Source organism: Coprobacter fastidiosus, assembly GCF_030296935.1.
Lineage (GTDB): Bacteria > Bacteroidota > Bacteroidia > Bacteroidales > Coprobacteraceae > Coprobacter > Coprobacter fastidiosus.
On record NZ_AP028032.1, the window covers coordinates 2,016,768 to 2,034,251 of the forward strand.

The 17,484-nt window shown below is 39.3% G+C and carries 18 protein-coding genes and 3 tRNA genes; 11 read left to right on the plus strand and 10 right to left on the minus strand.

All coding sequences use genetic code 11. From position 1 onward, the window contains the following. Positions 1-356 precede the first annotated feature (356 nt). Entirely contained in the window at positions 357-602 is a 246-nt protein-coding gene (rbp, locus tag QUE35_RS07960) for an RNA-binding regulator (RefSeq protein ID WP_009318098.1), read from the plus strand. A gap of 164 nt (positions 603-766) precedes the next feature. Here the strand turns inward: rbp and QUE35_RS07965 are convergent. Together QUE35_RS07965 and porT are read right to left on the minus strand one after the other, a co-directional pair. Next, positions 767-838 (minus strand) — tRNA-Met (locus tag QUE35_RS07965). 136 nt (positions 839-974) lie between these two features. Continuing rightward, positions 975-1,676 carry a type IX secretion/gliding motility protein PorT/SprT gene (porT, locus tag QUE35_RS07970; protein WP_044261925.1) on the minus strand — a complete coding sequence of 234 codons (702 nt, stop codon included), beginning with the start codon at positions 1,674-1,676 and terminating at the stop codon, positions 975-977. Between the two features lie 189 nt (positions 1,677-1,865). Between porT and fdxA the strand changes: the two genes are divergently transcribed. Further along, complete coding sequence (gene fdxA / locus QUE35_RS07975) at positions 1,866-2,036, plus strand: 4Fe-4S ferredoxin (protein WP_009318100.1); 171 nt, start codon at positions 1,866-1,868, stop codon at positions 2,034-2,036. A gap of 158 nt (positions 2,037-2,194) precedes the next feature. Here fdxA and QUE35_RS07980 read toward each other — a convergent pair. The 4 genes from QUE35_RS07980 to QUE35_RS07995 all read right to left on the minus strand — a co-directional run bounded on the left by QUE35_RS07980 (position 2,195) and on the right by QUE35_RS07995 (position 3,672). After that, a tRNA-Gly gene (locus QUE35_RS07980) sits at positions 2,195-2,267 on the minus strand. Between the two features lie 21 nt (positions 2,268-2,288). Then, a tRNA-Tyr gene (locus QUE35_RS07985) sits at positions 2,289-2,371 on the minus strand. 32 nt (positions 2,372-2,403) lie between these two features. Continuing rightward, positions 2,404-2,895, minus strand: coding sequence for a 6,7-dimethyl-8-ribityllumazine synthase (gene ribH, locus QUE35_RS07990; protein WP_022390251.1), 492 nt, complete (start codon positions 2,893-2,895; stop codon positions 2,404-2,406). 90 nt (positions 2,896-2,985) lie between these two features. Beyond that, a complete protein-coding gene (locus QUE35_RS07995) occupies positions 2,986-3,672 on the minus strand; it encodes a tetratricopeptide repeat protein (protein ID WP_022390252.1) in 687 nt (228 codons plus the stop codon). 207 nt (positions 3,673-3,879) lie between these two features. On the opposite strand from QUE35_RS07995, the gene recF reads away from it, so the two are divergent. From recF to QUE35_RS08010, 3 genes are read left to right on the plus strand one after another with little or no spacing between them, the layout of a single operon-like run. Further along, positions 3,880-4,983, plus strand: coding sequence for a DNA replication/repair protein RecF (gene recF, locus QUE35_RS08000; protein WP_022390253.1), 1,104 nt, complete (start codon positions 3,880-3,882; stop codon positions 4,981-4,983). 1 nt (position 4,984) lies between these two features. Continuing rightward, a complete protein-coding gene (locus QUE35_RS08005) occupies positions 4,985-5,275 on the plus strand; it encodes a DciA family protein (RefSeq protein WP_009318104.1) in 291 nt (96 codons plus the stop codon). Between the two features lie 4 nt (positions 5,276-5,279). Then, positions 5,280-5,732, plus strand: a complete 453-nt coding sequence (locus tag QUE35_RS08010) for an acyl-CoA thioesterase (RefSeq protein ID WP_022603013.1) — start codon at positions 5,280-5,282, stop codon at positions 5,730-5,732. 45 nt (positions 5,733-5,777) lie between these two features. Here the strand turns inward: QUE35_RS08010 and QUE35_RS08015 are convergent, their stop codons facing one another. The 4 genes from QUE35_RS08015 to glsA form a co-directional block, all read right to left on the minus strand. After that, entirely contained in the window at positions 5,778-6,887 is a 1,110-nt protein-coding gene (locus QUE35_RS08015; protein WP_169721147.1) for a WG repeat-containing protein, read from the minus strand. Between the two features lie 102 nt (positions 6,888-6,989). Beyond that, a complete protein-coding gene (locus QUE35_RS08020; protein WP_022603010.1) occupies positions 6,990-7,703 on the minus strand; it encodes a phosphatase in 714 nt (237 codons plus the stop codon). Between the two features lie 77 nt (positions 7,704-7,780). Beyond that, complete coding sequence (glsB, locus tag QUE35_RS08025; protein ID WP_022603008.1) at positions 7,781-8,725, minus strand: glycine N(alpha)-acyltransferase GlsB; 945 nt, start codon at positions 8,723-8,725, stop codon at positions 7,781-7,783. 22 nt (positions 8,726-8,747) lie between these two features. Further along, positions 8,748-9,572: a lyso-glycine lipid O-acyltransferase GlsA gene (gene glsA, locus QUE35_RS08030; RefSeq protein WP_031258946.1), complete on the minus strand. Its 825-nt coding sequence runs from the start codon at positions 9,570-9,572 to the stop codon at positions 8,748-8,750. A 312-nt stretch (positions 9,573-9,884) separates the two neighbouring features. On the opposite strand from glsA, the gene rsmH reads away from it, so the two are divergent. From rsmH to murD, 6 genes are read left to right on the plus strand one after another with little or no spacing between them, the layout of a single operon-like run. After that, on the plus strand, positions 9,885-10,793 hold the full coding sequence (gene rsmH, locus QUE35_RS08035) for a 16S rRNA (cytosine(1402)-N(4))-methyltransferase RsmH (RefSeq protein ID WP_122329726.1): 909 nt from the start codon (positions 9,885-9,887) through the stop codon (positions 10,791-10,793). A 34-nt stretch (positions 10,794-10,827) separates the two neighbouring features. Continuing rightward, positions 10,828-11,235 carry an FtsL-like putative cell division protein gene (locus tag QUE35_RS08040; protein WP_022390260.1) on the plus strand — a complete coding sequence of 136 codons (408 nt, stop codon included), beginning with the start codon at positions 10,828-10,830 and terminating at the stop codon, positions 11,233-11,235. Then, a complete protein-coding gene (locus tag QUE35_RS08045; protein WP_022603001.1) occupies positions 11,222-13,345 on the plus strand; it encodes a PASTA domain-containing penicillin-binding protein in 2,124 nt (707 codons plus the stop codon). The genes QUE35_RS08040 and QUE35_RS08045 overlap by 14 nt, the downstream gene beginning before the upstream one ends. A 26-nt stretch (positions 13,346-13,371) precedes the next feature. Further along, positions 13,372-14,841, plus strand: coding sequence for a UDP-N-acetylmuramoyl-L-alanyl-D-glutamate--2,6-diaminopimelate ligase (locus QUE35_RS08050; protein WP_031258944.1), 1,470 nt, complete (start codon positions 13,372-13,374; stop codon positions 14,839-14,841). Between the two features lie 15 nt (positions 14,842-14,856). Then, positions 14,857-16,116 (plus strand): phospho-N-acetylmuramoyl-pentapeptide-transferase, encoded by a 1,260-nt coding sequence (mraY, locus tag QUE35_RS08055; RefSeq protein ID WP_009318114.1) that lies wholly within the window; start codon positions 14,857-14,859, stop codon positions 16,114-16,116. Between the two features lie 28 nt (positions 16,117-16,144). Next, on the plus strand, positions 16,145-17,482 hold the full coding sequence (murD, locus tag QUE35_RS08060) for a UDP-N-acetylmuramoyl-L-alanine--D-glutamate ligase (RefSeq protein ID WP_009318115.1): 1,338 nt from the start codon (positions 16,145-16,147) through the stop codon (positions 17,480-17,482). Positions 17,483-17,484: the final 2 nt, after the last annotated feature.

Below are 17,484 nucleotides of genomic sequence, written 5' to 3' on the forward strand. Positions count from 1 at the left end.
TTCGATTTTACGAGAATGATGGCCTGCTATCTAACGAGTGAAAACCGGAAAACAGACTGGAAGAAAACAATGGCCTGATAACATTTTCTCTCAGACAGGGCTCTAAATTGGAATGGTAAAATGCGTAAAATAAAAAGCTAAATATTTAAATTACGAAGAAAATAAAGATAACATAGTAGATATATCGATTATTATATCGTTATTTGCAATACAAACAAAGAGAGTTTATATCGCTCTTACTCTTCTATGAGGATTTTCTCAAACGCAAACCGTTGAGTATTTTTTTATCGTCGGTCAAGATCTTTCCCCAAATCTCGTTGTTTCAATTTTTTATTATTTATTTTTATTTCATTCTTATGAATATTTACATTGGTAACCTTAGCTATAATGTTAAGGAGTCAGATTTAATCCAAGTTTTGGAAGAGTATGGTACAGTTAACTCTGTAAAATTAATTAAAGATCGCGAAACCGGTCGTTCCAAAGGTTTTGCTTTTGCAGAAATGCCAGATGACATGCAAGCAGCAAACACAATTAAAGAACTTAATGGTGCACAGTATGACAATCGCACGATGGTAGTAAAAGAAGCCCGACCTCGATTCTAAACTCTTGAATTTTCGTATTTCCATTATACGACTAAAAAAAATATCCGGACTTTAAAGTCCGGATATTTTTTTTAGTCCCAATATTTTCTGCCTTAAAAATCAGGACAAACCGCCCCCAATAAAACAAAAAAAGAACGCCAACCACTTAGCGCTCTTAAACTTAGTTGCGGGAGCCAGACTCGAACTGACGACCTTTGGGTTATGAGCCCAACGAGCTACCACTGCTCCACCCCGCGATATTTATGATGCAAATTTATAACATATTGTCCGATTATACAAGAAGAGAAATGTTAAATCTACATATTTAACACAGTGTTGAGTCCTAAGCATAGAAAAATGCTATTTTCGATTGAAAACAAGCAAAAACAGACTTTATTCGAAATAGAATGTAAGCACGACCATATTAGAAGATGCCCGCTTAATCGCTTGTGTATATTTATAATCCAAAGGATCGCGCAGATCAGGACGCTTATGCTGCAAAATATCGCCAAGACCGAAACAAAATTTAAGTTCCGGAATCAATTTAAAAAAAGGCAAATAAATATCACACCCCAATCCTACTTGTAAATAAGTATCATAAGTCTTAAGCTTCAACAGTTCATTTTTCTTTTTTGAAATATCAAAAGCCCCAGCAACTCCTGCAGTAATATAAGGGCAATAATTATTCAGACGTTTCGCACTATATTTTATATCTATCGGAATCATAATATAATTCGACTTCAAATCTACAGTACGACGTTCATCTGTATGATCTTCCCGAAATTCGACCGTCTTATTTCCAAAATACATGGTGGGACAGAAGCGAAGGTTAAGATATTTACAAAGATAAAGGTCGCTAACCAGCCCGACATTAAAACCGGGAGAGAAAGAGGGGACTTCGGCATACCAAGTTTCTCCCGCTTCAGTCATATATCCGGTATGAGTAAATCCTAAATCTTGCGTATGTAATCCCACCGAGAATCCGAAATGTATTCTCCGCTGGTCAATATAAGGCAATCTTTCCAATTTACGTTTCTGCGCAATCCCTGAAACAGCCATTAATGACATCAAAAACAAAAGTATCGTCTTTCTCAATCGCGTCTCCTTTAATACATACATTAAACGGTGAAAAGTTCCTCTTATTGCCTGCAAAGATAACATTTTGGCAATACCTGTCAGTAAACGCCAAAACAAAAAAGTCCTTTTTTATTTGAATGAACCGATAAAACTACTACTTTTGCAGAACATAATTAGTACTAATTCATCAATTAAAACTTAGAAACAATGGCTTACGTTATTAGTGACGATTGTATTGCTTGCGGAACTTGCATCAGCGAATGTCCGGTAGAAGCTATCTCTGAAGGCGATATCTACAAAATCGACCCATCAATTTGCGCAGATTGCGGAACTTGTGCTGACGCTTGTCCGACCGGAGCTATTCATCCTGCTGAATAAGCAATATAATCAAGATTAAAAAAAACGAAAGACGATTCTTCGAATCGTCTTTTTTTGTACCTTAATATCCATCAGCCGAAAATACTTCTATCAAATCAGATTTGCACAAATGTAATATAAAGAAAGCCGGTCGAAATATTTCGACCGGCTTTCTTGTGAGCGGGAAACGGGACTCAAACCCGCGACCCTCAGCTTGGAAGGCTAATGCTCTATCAACTGAGCTATTCCCGCATTTATACAACCTAAAAAAGGTGGGCGAAGATGGATTCGAACCACCGAAGTCGTAAGACAGCAGATTTACAGTCTGCCCCATTTGGCCACTCTGGTATTCGCCCCTTTTCTTAATTGCGGAGCAAAGGTAGTCAAATTATTTTAATCTGCAAGCAAAAGCATGCATTTTTATTGCTGTTATTGCTGCTTCATCTCCTTTATTCCCATATTTTCCTCCTGAACGGTCTATTGCCTGCTGCATATTTCCGGTAGTTAACACTCCGAAAATCACGGGAATATCCAATACCTCATTTAAATGAGTTATACCCGATGTCACTCCCTGACACACATAATCAAAATGAGGGGTATCTCCCTGTACGACACATCCCAATACAATTACGGCATCCGGATGATAAAAAGAAGCCATACGTTGAGCACCAAAAGTCAGTTCAAATGTCCCGGGCACACGACCGACAAATATATTGTCGCTTTTCACACCATGCTTCTCAAGCGTATTACAAGCTCCCTCAAGAAGTTTCTCGGTAATATTCGCATTCCATTCAGCACAAACGATCGCTACTCGCATATTACTTGCATCAGGGACTGTAGCCGGATCATAAGAGGATAAATTTTGATAAGCTGTCGCCATATATCTTCAAAATTTTTATTTATATATTCAACTTGTTAAAAAAAGCCACCCGAAAAAGGCGGCTTTTCATTTATAATATATGATTCAGGTTTATTTTACATGAGCTTTAGCTCTTTCTATATATTTATCAATATCACGACCGATCATAGATTGTGAGTATTCATCTTTGATCTTCTGATAAAAATCCAGAGCTTTCTTATAATTTCCCATCTTTTCTGCTACGGTAGCGGCTTTTTGTAAAAATATAGGTGAAGCCATTTCATTATCCGCCTTTTTTGCAGCCTTTTCAAAGGCCTTGATTGCATCATCATATTGGTCCATATTGGCATAACAATTACCGATCATAGCTTCAATATTCGGAGACAGAAATGCATCGTCACCATCAAATTTTTTCAAATACGCCAAAGCTTCCGCATCTTTGCCCAAGTTATAATAACAAATACCGGCATATGCCGCAGCCAAATTTCCTGCTTTTGTAGAGGAATAATCATCGGCAATTGCCTCAAACCCTACAAAATCTGCACCATTTCCTTTCAAAGCTAATTCAAAAGAATCCTTAGCGAAATATATTTCACCTTTGTACATCGCAGCCTGAGCTTTCACTTCACGGGGCTGAAAATAAAAATGCCGTACCGAAAGGAAACCGGCTACCACAAGAATAATGATCAATACGGTAACCAACAAAGGCTTTTGATATTTTTCTACAAATTGTTCGGAGGACGACAAAACCTCATTTACCTTATCAAGTTCGTCGTGTTCAAGTTTTTCTTTTGACATATGATTTTAATTTTATTTCGCGTATAAATTTTTAAGCATGTGTTTTTAGGTTGACAAAAGTAATTTAATTATATTTATAAATGAAATTTCCATCTCATTTTTTTACATCTACCCCCTTAATATCTTGTTTTTTATCGGGTTTTAACCACCAAATTCCCTTTAGAATAAAAAAGTTTATGTACGTTTGCATCTCAAACGTATATACGAATGATCTTATCACGGTTATCCATTATAAATTTCAAGAATATCGCACAGGCAGACCTTTCGTTCTCCCCGAATATCAACTGTTTTTTAGGGAATAACGGTATGGGGAAAACAAATCTGTTGGATGCGATCTATTATCTTTCGTTCTGCAAAAGCTACTCTCACATAGCCGACTCGCAAATCATCCGCCATGACGAAGACTTTTTTATGTTACAAGGGTATTATGATAATAACGGAAATGAAGAAGAGGTATATTGCGGGATGAAAAAACGTCAAAAAAAACAGTTCAAAAGGAATAAGAAAGAATACGGCAGGCTATCCGACCACATCGGATTCATTCCTTTGGTTATGGTTTCGCCATCCGACTCAGATCTTATTTTGGGAGGAAGTGACGAACGACGGCGCTTTTTAGACCTTGTAATTTCCCAATTCGACAAGAACTACCTCGATACGCTTATTCGTTATAACAAAGCTTTAGCTCAACGGAACGCTTTGCTTAAGCAAGAGATCAAAGATGCCGCTTTATATGAAATATGGGAAGAACAGATGTCTGTTACGGGAGAAGAGATTTTCAAACAAAGGAAATCGTTTTTATCCACATTCATACCGGTCTTCCAAGAATTTTATACTTATATATCCGGCGGTAATGAATCGGTCGGATTATCTTATCGGTCACATCACGAACATGGAGAACTATTCGCCCAATTGGCAGAAGTAAGAGAACGTGACCGTATTTTAGGTTACACCACTCGAGGTTCTCATAAAGATGAACTGGAAATGACATTGGGAGAATATCCCATGAAACGAATCGGGTCACAAGGTCAGAATAAAACTTTTCTGATCGCCTTGAAACTTGCCCAATTCGACTTCCTGAACCGGAACGGATTCACTTCTCCGATTTTACTATTAGACGACATTTTCGACAAATTAGACTCCCAACGGATGGAGCGTATCATTTCTTTAGTCTCAGAAGAGCGTTTCGGGCAAATTTTCATAACAGATACCAACCGGGAATATCTCGACGAAATTATCCGTAAAACCGGACATGATTTTCATCTTTATCAGGTAATACAGGGAAATATCGAGAGTTTAAAGGAGGAGAAATAAAATGAAAAAGCAAGATGCCCAATCTATCGGAGAAATCATCGATCGAGTACTCAAAGAACAAAATCTCGATTTGAAGTTAGACGAAACCCGCCTTATAAAGGCATGGAATTCTCTGCTGGGCGAGCAAGTCGCGTCTTATACGACCAAACTTTATATTCAACGGGGTGTTCTGTATGTACATCTCTCATCTTCCGTATTACGCAGCGAACTCAGTATGTGCCGGAATATGTTGATGGACAGACTAAATAAACAAGTAGGACGTCAAATTATAACAAACATAATATTCAGATAGCTCTATGCAAGACATGATTTTCAAACATACGTTACCCGTACAACTCAGATTCAACGACATCGATGCCTTAGGACATGTAAACAATTCTATTTATTTCACATTCTATGATTTGGGGAAAGCCCGTTATTTTGAAGACGTAAAACGCAGCCCCATCAACTGGAATGATGCAGATCTCGTCATCGCGAATATCAATGCCAATTTTTTACTACCGGTCTTCATGCACGAAAAAATAGCTGTGCAGACCGCCACAATATCTATCGGAAACAAAAGCCTGAAAGTTGCCCAACGAATCATAAATATCGAGACAAAAGAGATAAAAGCAACTTGTGAAACAATCTTGGTCGGATTCGACGTGAAAACATCTTCGGCAAAAGAAATTTCCGATGCATGGAGAGAGGCTATTTCTTTTTATGAAGAACGGGATTTCTCTAAAAAGCCACAAATCAGACCCGAATAAATTTAAACAAATCTTTTAAACCGGTAATTACAGACAAAAAGTTTTTTACTTTTTGCCCGTAGTAACACGTTCATAACAAGATTCTCCCCACACAGCATTCGCCTCATAGTCATGACTCAAGCCATTATATTGAGGATTTATCTCGTAACGGCCTTCTTTATTTATAAATCCTATATAATCCCCGACCCAAACTGCGGCTAAATTACCCACAAAAGGGAGAGCCCTATCGAATTGGGGTTTAATAACAACCATACCTTTTCTGTCGATATACGCCCATTTCTCCTCAAGGAGTACAGGAGCCCTGTCTCCGTCAAAAAAGCCGAATGCTTTCTCAAAACGGGGAGAGATTACTATTTCCCCGCTAAGGTCACACCAACCCCACAAGTTTTCTTCAGACTTCACCTGAAACCATTTTCCATCACTACACATCATCTCAAACTGAGGGTCAACAACATATTTACCCTTCTCATCAATGGCTCCCCACAATCTGTCCTCTCTCACCAAAGCTACACCCCGATCATTAAAAGGCATTGCTTCATCATAACGGCATTCAATAACCGCCTCCCCGCCTTTATCTATAAAACCCCATTTCCCTTTAGCATCCCGAACTGCGGCTTTACCCCGAGAAAAAGACATTGCCCCGGAAAAAACCGGTTCTATTACCGGTTCTCCTTTTTTATCGACATATCCATAACGAAGTTTCCCTTTTTCACGGATCGAATAGAGTGCCATATCTTCATGATAAGTCTCCACACTTTCTGCATCCCGAAGTGTAAATTTCAGCTCTCCCTTTTGATTAATGGCACAAGGTGCTTCTCCCGGACGAACGACAAAAGCCATTCCTTCACGAAAAACCGTTGCCTGTGTATAAACAGCCGGCAGAACAAATTCTCCGGAATTGTCGATAAACCCGATACGAGCACCACGCCCGGCCGTCTGTACCAAAGCAATATCCTCACGGAAAAGCGAAACCGAAGGATATAGTCCGTTAAACTCCATTTTATCTTCAGCGTTTATATATAAACAGCTATCTCCATGCCAAACCGGAATAAGAGTAACAGATTCGATACGTCCCGATTGTGAATTACAGGCAGAAAAAACAAACAGCGATACCAAAACCGCTCCAAGACAATACTTAACTTTCCGTGCAACCATCTGTCTACAACTTTTATGTATAACTACAAATATACGGTTTTGTTTCATATTTTTCATCGAAAAAATTCAGGCAGGCTCTTAAAACAGCAAGAATACAAAAGTCTATACCCGTTTCAACCGAGCTTTAAATTCATCTACTTTATCATTCATCACCAATGCTTCCGGAAACTCGGTTTCCCTCAATAAATCATACAGCCTGTCATAACAGGCTATATCGAATGATATATGGGCATCGCTCCCGAGAATAACAGGGACTTCATACTTTTTACACAGCCTTAAAATCTCCAAGTTATTTCTACGTGCAGCACTCTTATTACGGACAGGATTTAAAGAACTGTTGTTTATTTCAAGCAATGTACCGTATTCTTTAGATGCCAATACAATCGGTTCAAAATTCAAAAGAGCAGTTCCATCTCCGGGATGACTTATGATATCGATATGCGGATTGCTTATAGCTCCGATTACCGCATCGGTATTCTGATCTGCCGTTCCGGAAGAATAACAAAAAGAATGAATCCCTGCGATACAAATATCCAAAAAAGAAAAATATTCTTCCGGCAAATCCACATTTCCTTTATAATCAACGATATTGGTTTCCGCACCTAATAACAACTCCACTCCATACATTTTCCGGGGAACTACGTGCAAATTCCTGAAATAAATCAAATCGCACGTTCCCGGAATGCCGGGAGTATGCTCTGTTATTCCCAATAACCGCAATCGTTTTTCCGCAGCGCTTTTCACCATCTCCTGCAAAGAACTGAACGCATGACCGCTCGCAATCGTATGAGTATGTACATCCAACAATATATCCATAAACATTTTTAAATATAAAAGCAAAAAGGACATCTTGATAAGATGTCCTTTTACAGACCTATTTCATACAACTTCGATTATACTATCTTTATATTTGATTTATCATATGTTTCGATATGCCGGCTTCTTTTTTCTTCCAGAATTTCATCTACGGCAATCAATATTCCCGACTCCTCCACATCTCCGAATTCATCATTAATAGCCGTCCCGAACATCCTCATCGTAGGAGATAAACTCATATAAGCATTTACTAAAGGCGGAATATTGAATCCCAAAGATCTTACATACTGATTCAAGACTTTATAATCTTCTTTAAAATCGTCGTTTCTAAACAGTCCGGACATTTTTTCATAATCCATGTTGGTCTCCAAAGGCGTTCTCGGCCAGACTAAATGATCAGGATCCGGGAAATGCTTATTCAAGAAATAAAGAATCATATTGCGTCCCTCTGCAGAGAAAGTAGGATACATCGTCACCTTACCAAAAAAATATCTGATTTGCGGATATTCTACGGTCAAAGCACCCAAACCGTCCCAAAGATTATCTAACGCAAACAAACCCTTAGAACCCGAACGGGTAGATTGATACTCCAATGTCACAAACGATCGCCCCAGCTCCAAAGTGCTGGGCATATATTCATCAATAAATTTCTGAGAAAAATCAAACATATGAGAAGTCGCGATTATTGGATGTCCGGATTCATCATAACGGACATTTTCTCCCAATATAAACCGATAACCGCCCAATATTTCCTCAGCATCCGGATTCCATACCAAAAGCTGCTGGCACGGCTCATCCATCAGATCATACCTGTCTACATCGACCTCCTTTCCTGTCCCACCACCGGCATGACGAAATGCTATCTCCCGTAACCGTCCTATCTCTCTCATCGTATGAGGAGCATTAAAACAGTTGACGATATATATATCATTTCCCCCTTTACGAGTATGGCGAAGAAAGCGTTCCGGAGTAAGTTCGGCTTTGATCAGGTCTCTATCTATCGGCGCTATAATTTCTTCCATAATATCACTGATGAATTTCTTATCATTTTTTTAATTCGTACACCTTATCTTTCACAAACTGAGCCCATTCAAAAAGGCTTTTCGATTTATCAAAAGTTTGCCAAGGTATAGGCTTACCGATATGTATCACAAATGTTTTGTTTTTACTTTTAAACATTTCACTCGGCAAATATATCATTTCTATATTAAATTTCAATCCCAGTTTCCTACGAATACGAGCAAACCGATAAAAAAAACTGGAATTTAATCCCTCGAAATATATAGGAATCACATCCCTCTGAAACTGGATAGTCTTAGAAATAAAAGCTTTTTTCCATTCCAAATCGCAAATTCGACCTTTTTGTCGTCGGGATACCAATCCTGCAGGAAAAACGAACATTTGATCATCCGATTCATAGGCATTCTTCAATACATCGGCTGCATCTTTCGCCTGACGTCCATGCTTATTTATCGGCAAAAACACAGGAGCTAAAGGTGCTACATTCATCAACAGATCATTTACCTGAACCTTAATATGAGAATTGTATTTTTTCCCGAACACAGACACCAAAGAAACACCGTCCAAGCCCCCCAAAGGATGATTCGATGCAAACGTAAATTTACCTTCAGCAGGAATGTTCTCCTCTCCCTCCAACTTCACCTTTACATTCAACTCCGACAACAAAGCATCTGCAAAATCAACGCCTTTGCAATCGGCATATTCCCGCAGAATATAATTCATCTGCTCCTGACAAATCGTTTTTTCTAAAAAACGATATACAAATCCGGGAATTTTTTTCCCGACCTCAGGAGCTTTTTTCTTAATAACCTTTTCAATATCAATCTGTATAGGCTCTTCCTTTTCCATTTTATCCATAAAAAGAGAAACAAAAATAGCATATATTTCTTTAACTCCCTTGAGCTTCATTCTTATTTTTTTAATTTTTATTCCTTATCTCTTAAAATTTTCAATATCGAATGCCGTTTTTTCCGAAGATTTTACATCAAAAAAAACAATTTTCACATATTGTTTAACATTACAATAACCCACTATCCGACAAACCCTTGCAAAGCCATATTTTGTTGATAACTTTTGATAAAAAAATAAAGCTCCTATAAATAATTATTCATACCTTTATCGTCTAAAAACTATTTCATATTTATCGGCGATCAAAAACTTATGCAAAACACTGTATATCACATACCTGCATTACTCAATGAATGTATCGAAGGATTGAATATCCGACCAAGCGGAATATATGTCGATGTTACGTTCGGAGGAGGTGGACATTCTAAAGCGATACTAAACTGTCTGGATGATGACGGACACCTATACGGATTTGATCAAGATGCCGATGCAGAGCAGAATATCTTACACGACAGCCGATTCACTTTTGTCCGTAGCAATTTCCGTTTTCTTAAGAATTTCATGCATTATTATAATGTCGAAAAAATCGATGGACTATTAGCTGATTTAGGTGTTTCATTTCATCATTTCGATGATTCTGAGCGAGGCTTTTCTTTTCGGTTTGGCGGAAAACTGGATATGCGGATGAACAATCGGGCAGGAATTTCTGCCATTGATATTTTAAATAATTATGATGAAGAAAAATTATCGGGCATATTTTCTCTTTACGGAGAATTAAAAACCGCCCGGAAAATAGCTGCAGCAATTGTTCAAAAAAGAACAGTAGGAAAAATAACGGATATTGAAAATTTTTTAGAGATAATACATCCGTTCATAAACCGGAAACAAGAAAAAAAAGAATTGGCCCAATTATTCCAAGCTTTACGCATCGAAGTAAACCACGAAATGGACAGCCTCCGTAAAATGCTGACACAAGCAGCCGAGTTATTAAAACCCGGAGGACGTATTGCTATTCTGACTTATCATTCTCTTGAAGATAGATTGGTGAAGAATTTTTTCAAGACCGGTAATTTCGAAGGGAAAGCCGAAAAAGATTTTTTCGGAAGAATTAATACTCCTTTTAAACCGATAAACAACAAAGTGATCGCCCCGTCCGATGCAGAAATAGAACGAAATCCAAGGTCAAGAAGTGCAAAATTGCGTATTGCGGAAAAAATATAATAGATAAATTTTCTAAAGAAAATTATCCACTCAAATGGAAGAAAATATAAAAACGGAGAAAAATCAAGAAGTTCAGGAAGACAAAAAAGGATTTCGTATCGGAGATCTTTTTCAGGGACTTCATGTAAAAGATATTTTTCTGGGACGATTCATTTCCAATGACATTCTTATACGCCAATGGAAACGCATTCTGGTAATTGTCATATTACTTTTCATTTATATCAGCAACAGATATACCTGCCAGCAAAAAATCACCCAGATCGGTGAATTACAAAAACATCTGGTCGATGTCCGTTATGAGGCCCTGACATTGTCTTCTAAATTAATGGGAAGCAGCCGTCAATCGCAAGTCGAGAAATTAATAGAATCGAAAGGTCTTGATCTGCATGAGTCAAAACAGCCCCCGTTTAAACTTGTAAAGAAAAATCATGGCAACCGATAGAGGAAACATCATATTTCGATATATTATCATTACCTTATTAATCGTATTCATTTGCTGTGCAATACTTTATAAGGTAGGCCGCACTGCTTTTATCGATAGAGAGCACTGGCAACGAAAAGCAGATTCTCTCAAAATCGAAAATATAACGATTCTGCCAGAACGAGGCAATATTCTGGCAGAAGACGGACGATTAATGGCTAGTACCGTTCCTCAATACTATTTGTACATAGACTTCAAAGCCGACGGATTGAAACGGGACACCCTCATGAAATACATCACACCTTTGAGCAAAGCTCTTTCAGAAAAACTCGGGGATCGTACTCCTGCCGGATATGAAGCCCATTTATTGAAAGGATACCGTTCTAAAAGCCGCCAATATCCCGTTTATCGAAAAAGGGTTTCCTATACAGATTTGAAAGAGATAAAGCAGTTCCCGCTCTTCAGAATGGGACCTAATAAAAGCGGATTTTATACGAAGCAAATGGTCCGAAGAATAAAACCTTTCGGATCATTAGCTTCCCGTACAATCGGAGATATTTACGGAGAATATGAAAAAGGCGGAAAAAACGGGATAGAACTTGCCTATGACTCTTTATTGCGTGGGACTCCAGGTCGCGGAACAAAACAAAAAATACGCGGACGTTGGGTAAACATGACTAATATCGAACCGATAAACGGGGCAAATATCCGCACGACAATAGACATAAAAATTCAAGATATTACAGAAAAGGCTCTTGTCGAAAAACTCTCGGAAATTGAGGCTGAATCAGGCACGGCAATTGTGATGGAAGTTGCTACCGGAGAGATAAAAGCAATCACAAATATCGGACGCATGCCGGACGGGACATACGCAGAAACTCGCAACCACGCTGTTGCAGATGAAGTAGAGCCGGGGTCAACATTTAAAACCGTCTCTATGATGGTAGCCTTGGATGCCGGCATCATACAACCCGATGATACCGTAGATGTCGGAAACGGTATCTTCATGTATGCAGGCTCTCGAATGACCGACCACAATGCTCACAGAGGCGGGTATCATCGCATCAGTGCAGCTCAGACAATTTGGTATTCGTCCAATATAGGAATCGCAAAAATCATCCTCAAAGGATTCGAAAAACGTCCGCAAGACTTTGTCGACAGACTATATGCTATGGGTCTGAATACACCTGTAAACCTCAATATCCCCGGTGAAGGACGACCCAAAATCAAACATCCGATCAAAGACAAGAACCGATGGTATAAAACGACCTTACCATGGATGACATTCGGTTATGAGATACAAATACCGCCTATATACACTCTGATGTTCTATAATGCCATTGCGAACGGGGGGAAAATGATCAAACCTATTTTCGTTAAAGAAATCAGTAAAGACGGGGTTATTATCGAAACTAAAAAAACAGAAACCATCAACCCTCAGATTTGTACACCCAAAACATTAGCACAGATACAGCAAATGCTGACCGATGTCGTTCAAAAGGGAACAGCAGGTCCTGTAAAATCGGATTACGTAAAAATTGCAGGAAAGACAGGAACGGCTCAAATAGCCCAAGGAGCAGCCGGATACCGGGGTAATGGGAAACAGCACAGGGTCTCATTCTGCGGATATTTTCCGGCAGACGGGACACCAAGATATACATGCATGGTCTTAGTAAGCAACCCTCATAAGGGTTATCCGTCGGGAGGCTCTATGTCCGGAGCTGTAGTTCGGAGTATTGCAGAACAAATATACGCTCAAGGATTATACCCTTCTGTCGTCGTACAGCATCCCGATACGCTCCACCCCCTCATCCCATATATCAAAAACGGGAATTTTCAGAAATTGACATTTGCTTGCGATTTATTGAAAATTCAATATGAGGATTATGCTAAAGAGTGTTCATGGGTAGAAACGGCAAACCATTCAAATAAAATTATTTTAAACGGGATAAAAACACCAGAAGAATCGATTCCTTCTGTCAAAGGGATGGGAGCTCGAGATGCCATATATTTGTTGGAGAAAGCCGGACTTCATGTAACAATTTCCGGAAAAGGGAAAGTCGTCGAGCAATCGATTCCGGCAGGAGCTCGCTTAATTAAAGGTCAAAGAATCACGTTGACATTAAAATAGTGTCGGATAAAAAAACAGAAACAATTATGAAATTAGAATCATTGATACAAGCAATTCCGGTCAAACAAATATCAGGAAATACAAATAAAGAAATTTCCGGTTTAGATTCCGATTCAAGAAACATACAGCAAGATTTCCTTTTTGTTGCCGTAAAAGGCACTGCCGTCGATGGACACCAGTTTATCGACAAAGCGATCGAATCAGGAGCGACAGCAATAGTCTGTGAAGAAATGCCGGAAAACATAACTCCGACAACAACTTATATTCAAGTATCCGACAGTAAAGAAGCATTAGGATTATTAGCCTCCAAGTGGTATGCAAATCCATCCCGACAATTGACATTGGTCGGAGTTACCGGTACTAACGGCAAAACAACTATTGCGACACTGTTATACGAGATGTTCCGCCTATTCGGAGAAAAAGCAGGTTTGCTCTCTACCGTTTGCAATTATATAGACGAAAAAGCCGTCCCGGCCACACATACGACACCCGATCCTATCACCCTGAACAAACTATTACGGGAAATGGTAGATGCCGGATGCCGATATGCATTTATGGAAGTAAGTTCTCATTCTGCCGATCAAAAACGTATAGCTGGATTAGACTTCGACGGCGGAATTTTTACAAACCTCACACGGGATCATCTCGACTACCATAAAACCGTAGAGGCTTATTTAAAAGCAAAAAAATCGTTTTTCGATCATCTGCCGAAAAACGCATTCGCTCTTACCAACTTGGACGATAAGTCCGGCATGGTCATGCTGCAAAACACAAAAGCCGCAAAACACACATACTCGCTAAAAACTTTGGCCGATTATAAAGGGCGCATCATAGAAAGCCGTTTGGACGGAACGACTCTCGAAATAAACGGAAGAGAAGTTGAAGTTCAATTTGTCGGCAAATTCAACGCATATAACTTATTGGCTGTATATGGAGCAACTTGCCTATTAGGAGAAAATCCGGAAAAAGCACTGATAAAACTCAGCATGCTTATACCCGTAGCCGGACGTTTCCAAACCATTCATTCCCCTGAAAAATATACGGTAATTATCGACTATGCTCACACTCCGGACGCATTAGCCAACGTGCTCGGCTCAATACGTGAGGTCGTCGGTAAAAAAGGCCGGATCATTACAGTCGTAGGAGCAGGCGGTAACCGGGATAAAGGCAAACGCCCTATAATGGCACAAGAAGCTGTTAAAATAAGTGACCGTGTAATCTTGACATCCGATAATCCCCGATTCGAAGAACCGGAAGATATTCTTTCGGATATGCGGGCAGGACTCTCTCCTCAACAACTGCGTCAGGTTCTGTCTATCTCCGACCGAAGAGAAGCGATAAAGACGGCAACTCAATTTGCTCAGCCGGGAGATGTCATACTTATCGCAGGAAAAGGTCACGAAGACTATCAGGAGATTAAAGGTGTGAAATACCATTTCAACGACAAAGAAGAAGTAGAGAAAATTTTTAAAGAATACGATCAATCAGAAAAATAAGAAATCCGACAAACAATGCTTTATTACTTATTTCAATATCTCGACCAATTAGACTTTCCCGGAGCAGGGATGTTTAAATATATCTCCTTCCGATCCGGATTGGCGCTAATTCTATCCCTGTTCATCTCAACGATCATAGGTAAACGGATCATAGACAAATTACAATACTTACAGATCGGAGAGATCATTCGAGACCTCGGGCTCGAAGGTCAAATGAGTAAAAAAGGGACTCCGACGATGGGAGGCATTATCATTATCATCGCCATTATCATTCCATGCTTGTTAGTAGGAAAGCTCGAAAACATCTATATGATACTGATGCTGGTCACGACATTGTGGTTAGGGACACTCGGATTCCTGGACGATTACATCAAGGTATTTAAAAAAGATAAAGAGGGGTTGCATGGGAAATTCAAAATTATCGGTCAGGTAGGATTAGGGCTTATCGTCGGACTGACCCTTTACCTCAGCCCGAATGTCGTAATCAGAGAAAATGTGCTTATAAAAGATGCCAATAATCAAGAAGTTGTCGGATATATGCCCGAAAATATCAAATCGACGCAAACGACTATCCCATTCCTAAAAAACAATAACTTTGATTATGCCGATTTAGTGTCTTTCATGGGAGATCATGCTCAAACTGCCGGATGGATCATTTTCGTGTTAGTAACTATTTTTATTGTTACAGCAGTTTCAAACGGTGCAAATCTGACAGACGGACTCGATGGACTGGCTACCGGGAGTTCGGCAATCATAGGTGTCACATTAGGCATTCTCGCTTATCTATCAGGACATATCGCTTACGCCTCTTATTTGAACATCATGTATATTCCGGGAACAGAAGAGTTAGTGGTTTTCGCCAGTGCGTTCATCGGAGCGACGATCGGATTTCTATGGTACAACGCATATCCTGCCCAAGTTTTCATGGGAGATACGGGAAGCCTCACTTTAGGCGGTATCATAGCAGTATTCGCAATTATTATACACAAAGAACTATTAATACCCATTCTCTGCGGGATATTTCTTGTAGAAGAATTATCGGTAATGATTCAAGTCGCCTATTTCCGGTTTACAAAACGGAAATACGGAGAAGGGAAACGCATATTCAAGATGACTCCGTTACACCATCATTTCCAGAAACCGGGAAATGCCGGAATCATAGCGTTGATACAAAAACCTTTTCGTCCGGTTCCGGAATCAAAAATCGTTGTCCGGTTTTGGATCATTGGCATTATACTTGCGGTCATTACCATCGTAACTTTAAAAATGCGATAAAGAACATATATTAAAACAATATATATCAATGAATAAACGAATTGTAGTTTTAGGAGCCGGAGAGAGCGGTGCAGGAGCTGCCGTTTTGGCGAAAGTAAAAGGATTTGACGTTTTTGTCTCGGACATGTCCCTGATCAAGGATACTTACAAGGCGTTATTAAATAAATATGAAATAGAATGGGAAGACGGCCGTCACAGTATCGAAAAAATTCTCAATGCTGATGAAATAATAAAAAGTCCCGGAATACCCGATACCGCACCGGTTATTCGAGAAATACAAAAAGAGGGAATTCCTATAATTTCCGAGATCGAATTCGCAGGAAGATATACTCATGCGAAAATGATTTGTATCACCGGGAGTAACGGAAAAACGACAACAACATTATTAACATATCACATTCTTAAAAATGCAGGACTAAATGTCGGCCTTGCCGGGAATGTAGGCAAAAGTTTGGCATTGCAGGTAGCAACAGAAAATTTCGACTATTATGTAATCGAACTGAGCAGCTTCCAACTTGATAACATGTATAAATTCAAAGCCGATATCGCAGTTTTGCTAAACATTACCCCCGATCATCTTGACCGATACGGATATGACATGCAAAATTATATCAACGCCAAATTCAGAATTACGCAAAATCAAACCCCAAACGATGCATTTATCTACTGGAATGATGACCCGATCATAACCAAAGAACTAAAAGCCCATGACCTGAAAGCCCGTCTCTATCCTTTTTCAGAAGAAAAAGAGGAAGGAGTAAAGGCTTACACGGAAAACAACCAAATTGTCATCGATGCTCCGAACGATACTCTGACAATTACTGAAGATGATTTAGCATTACAAGGACGACATAATTTATATAATTCCATGGCAGCAAGTATTTCGGCAAAAGTTCTCGATATAAAAAAAGAAGACATACGGGAAGGGCTTAAAGATTTCAAAGGGGTGGAACATCGTCTTGAAAAAGTCGCCCGTGTACGAGGTGTAGAATTTATCAATGATTCGAAAGCGACAAACGTAAATTCCTGCTGGTATGCACTCGAAAGCATGCGTACCAAAGTTATATTGATACTTGGCGGAAAAGATAAAGGTAACGACTATTCCGAAATTGAAGAGTTGGTAAAAGAAAAGGTAAATGCAATCATCTGTTTAGGTGTCGACAACAGCAAACTACACGCATTTTTTGAAGGGAAAGTTCCGCATATAGAAGATGCCTCATCAATGAAAGAAGCCGTAGATAAAGCTTTTGCTTGTGCTCAAAAAGGAGAAACCGTGCTGTTGTCCCCTTGTTGTGCAAGCTTCGACTTATTCAAAAGTTACGAGGATCGAGGAGAACAATTCAAAGAATGTGTACGCAATTTATAACT

Bases quoted from the DNA above. Each gene is read 5' to 3' on its own strand.
- QUE35_RS08010 (WP_022603013.1), top strand. From the start codon at position 5,280: ATGCAAGACATGATTTTCAAACATACGTTACCCGTACAACTCAGATTC.
- glsA (WP_031258946.1), bottom strand. From the start codon at position 9,572: ATGGAAAAGGAAGAGCCTATACAGATTGATATTGAAAAGGTTATTAAG.
- recF (WP_022390253.1), top strand. From the start codon at position 3,880: ATGATCTTATCACGGTTATCCATTATAAATTTCAAGAATATCGCACAG.
- QUE35_RS08015 (WP_169721147.1), bottom strand. From the start codon at position 6,887: ATGGTTGCACGGAAAGTTAAGTATTGTCTTGGAGCGGTTTTGGTATCG.
- mraY (WP_009318114.1), top strand. From the start codon at position 14,857: ATGCTTTATTACTTATTTCAATATCTCGACCAATTAGACTTTCCCGGA.
- QUE35_RS08005 (WP_009318104.1), top strand. From the start codon at position 4,985: ATGAAAAAGCAAGATGCCCAATCTATCGGAGAAATCATCGATCGAGTA.
- fdxA (WP_009318100.1), top strand. From the start codon at position 1,866: ATGGCTTACGTTATTAGTGACGATTGTATTGCTTGCGGAACTTGCATC.
- glsB (WP_022603008.1), bottom strand. From the start codon at position 8,725: ATGGAAGAAATTATAGCGCCGATAGATAGAGACCTGATCAAAGCCGAA.
- ribH (WP_022390251.1), bottom strand. From the start codon at position 2,895: ATGGCGACAGCTTATCAAAATTTATCCTCTTATGATCCGGCTACAGTC.
- QUE35_RS07995 (WP_022390252.1), bottom strand. From the start codon at position 3,672: ATGTCAAAAGAAAAACTTGAACACGACGAACTTGATAAGGTAAATGAG.
- rsmH (WP_122329726.1), top strand. From the start codon at position 9,885: ATGCAAAACACTGTATATCACATACCTGCATTACTCAATGAATGTATC.
- QUE35_RS08040 (WP_022390260.1), top strand. From the start codon at position 10,828: ATGGAAGAAAATATAAAAACGGAGAAAAATCAAGAAGTTCAGGAAGAC.
- QUE35_RS08045 (WP_022603001.1), top strand. From the start codon at position 11,222: ATGGCAACCGATAGAGGAAACATCATATTTCGATATATTATCATTACC.
- murD (WP_009318115.1), top strand. From the start codon at position 16,145: ATGAATAAACGAATTGTAGTTTTAGGAGCCGGAGAGAGCGGTGCAGGA.
- QUE35_RS08050 (WP_031258944.1), top strand. From the start codon at position 13,372: ATGAAATTAGAATCATTGATACAAGCAATTCCGGTCAAACAAATATCA.
- QUE35_RS08020 (WP_022603010.1), bottom strand. From the start codon at position 7,703: ATGGATATATTGTTGGATGTACATACTCATACGATTGCGAGCGGTCAT.
- rbp (WP_009318098.1), top strand. From the start codon at position 357: ATGAATATTTACATTGGTAACCTTAGCTATAATGTTAAGGAGTCAGAT.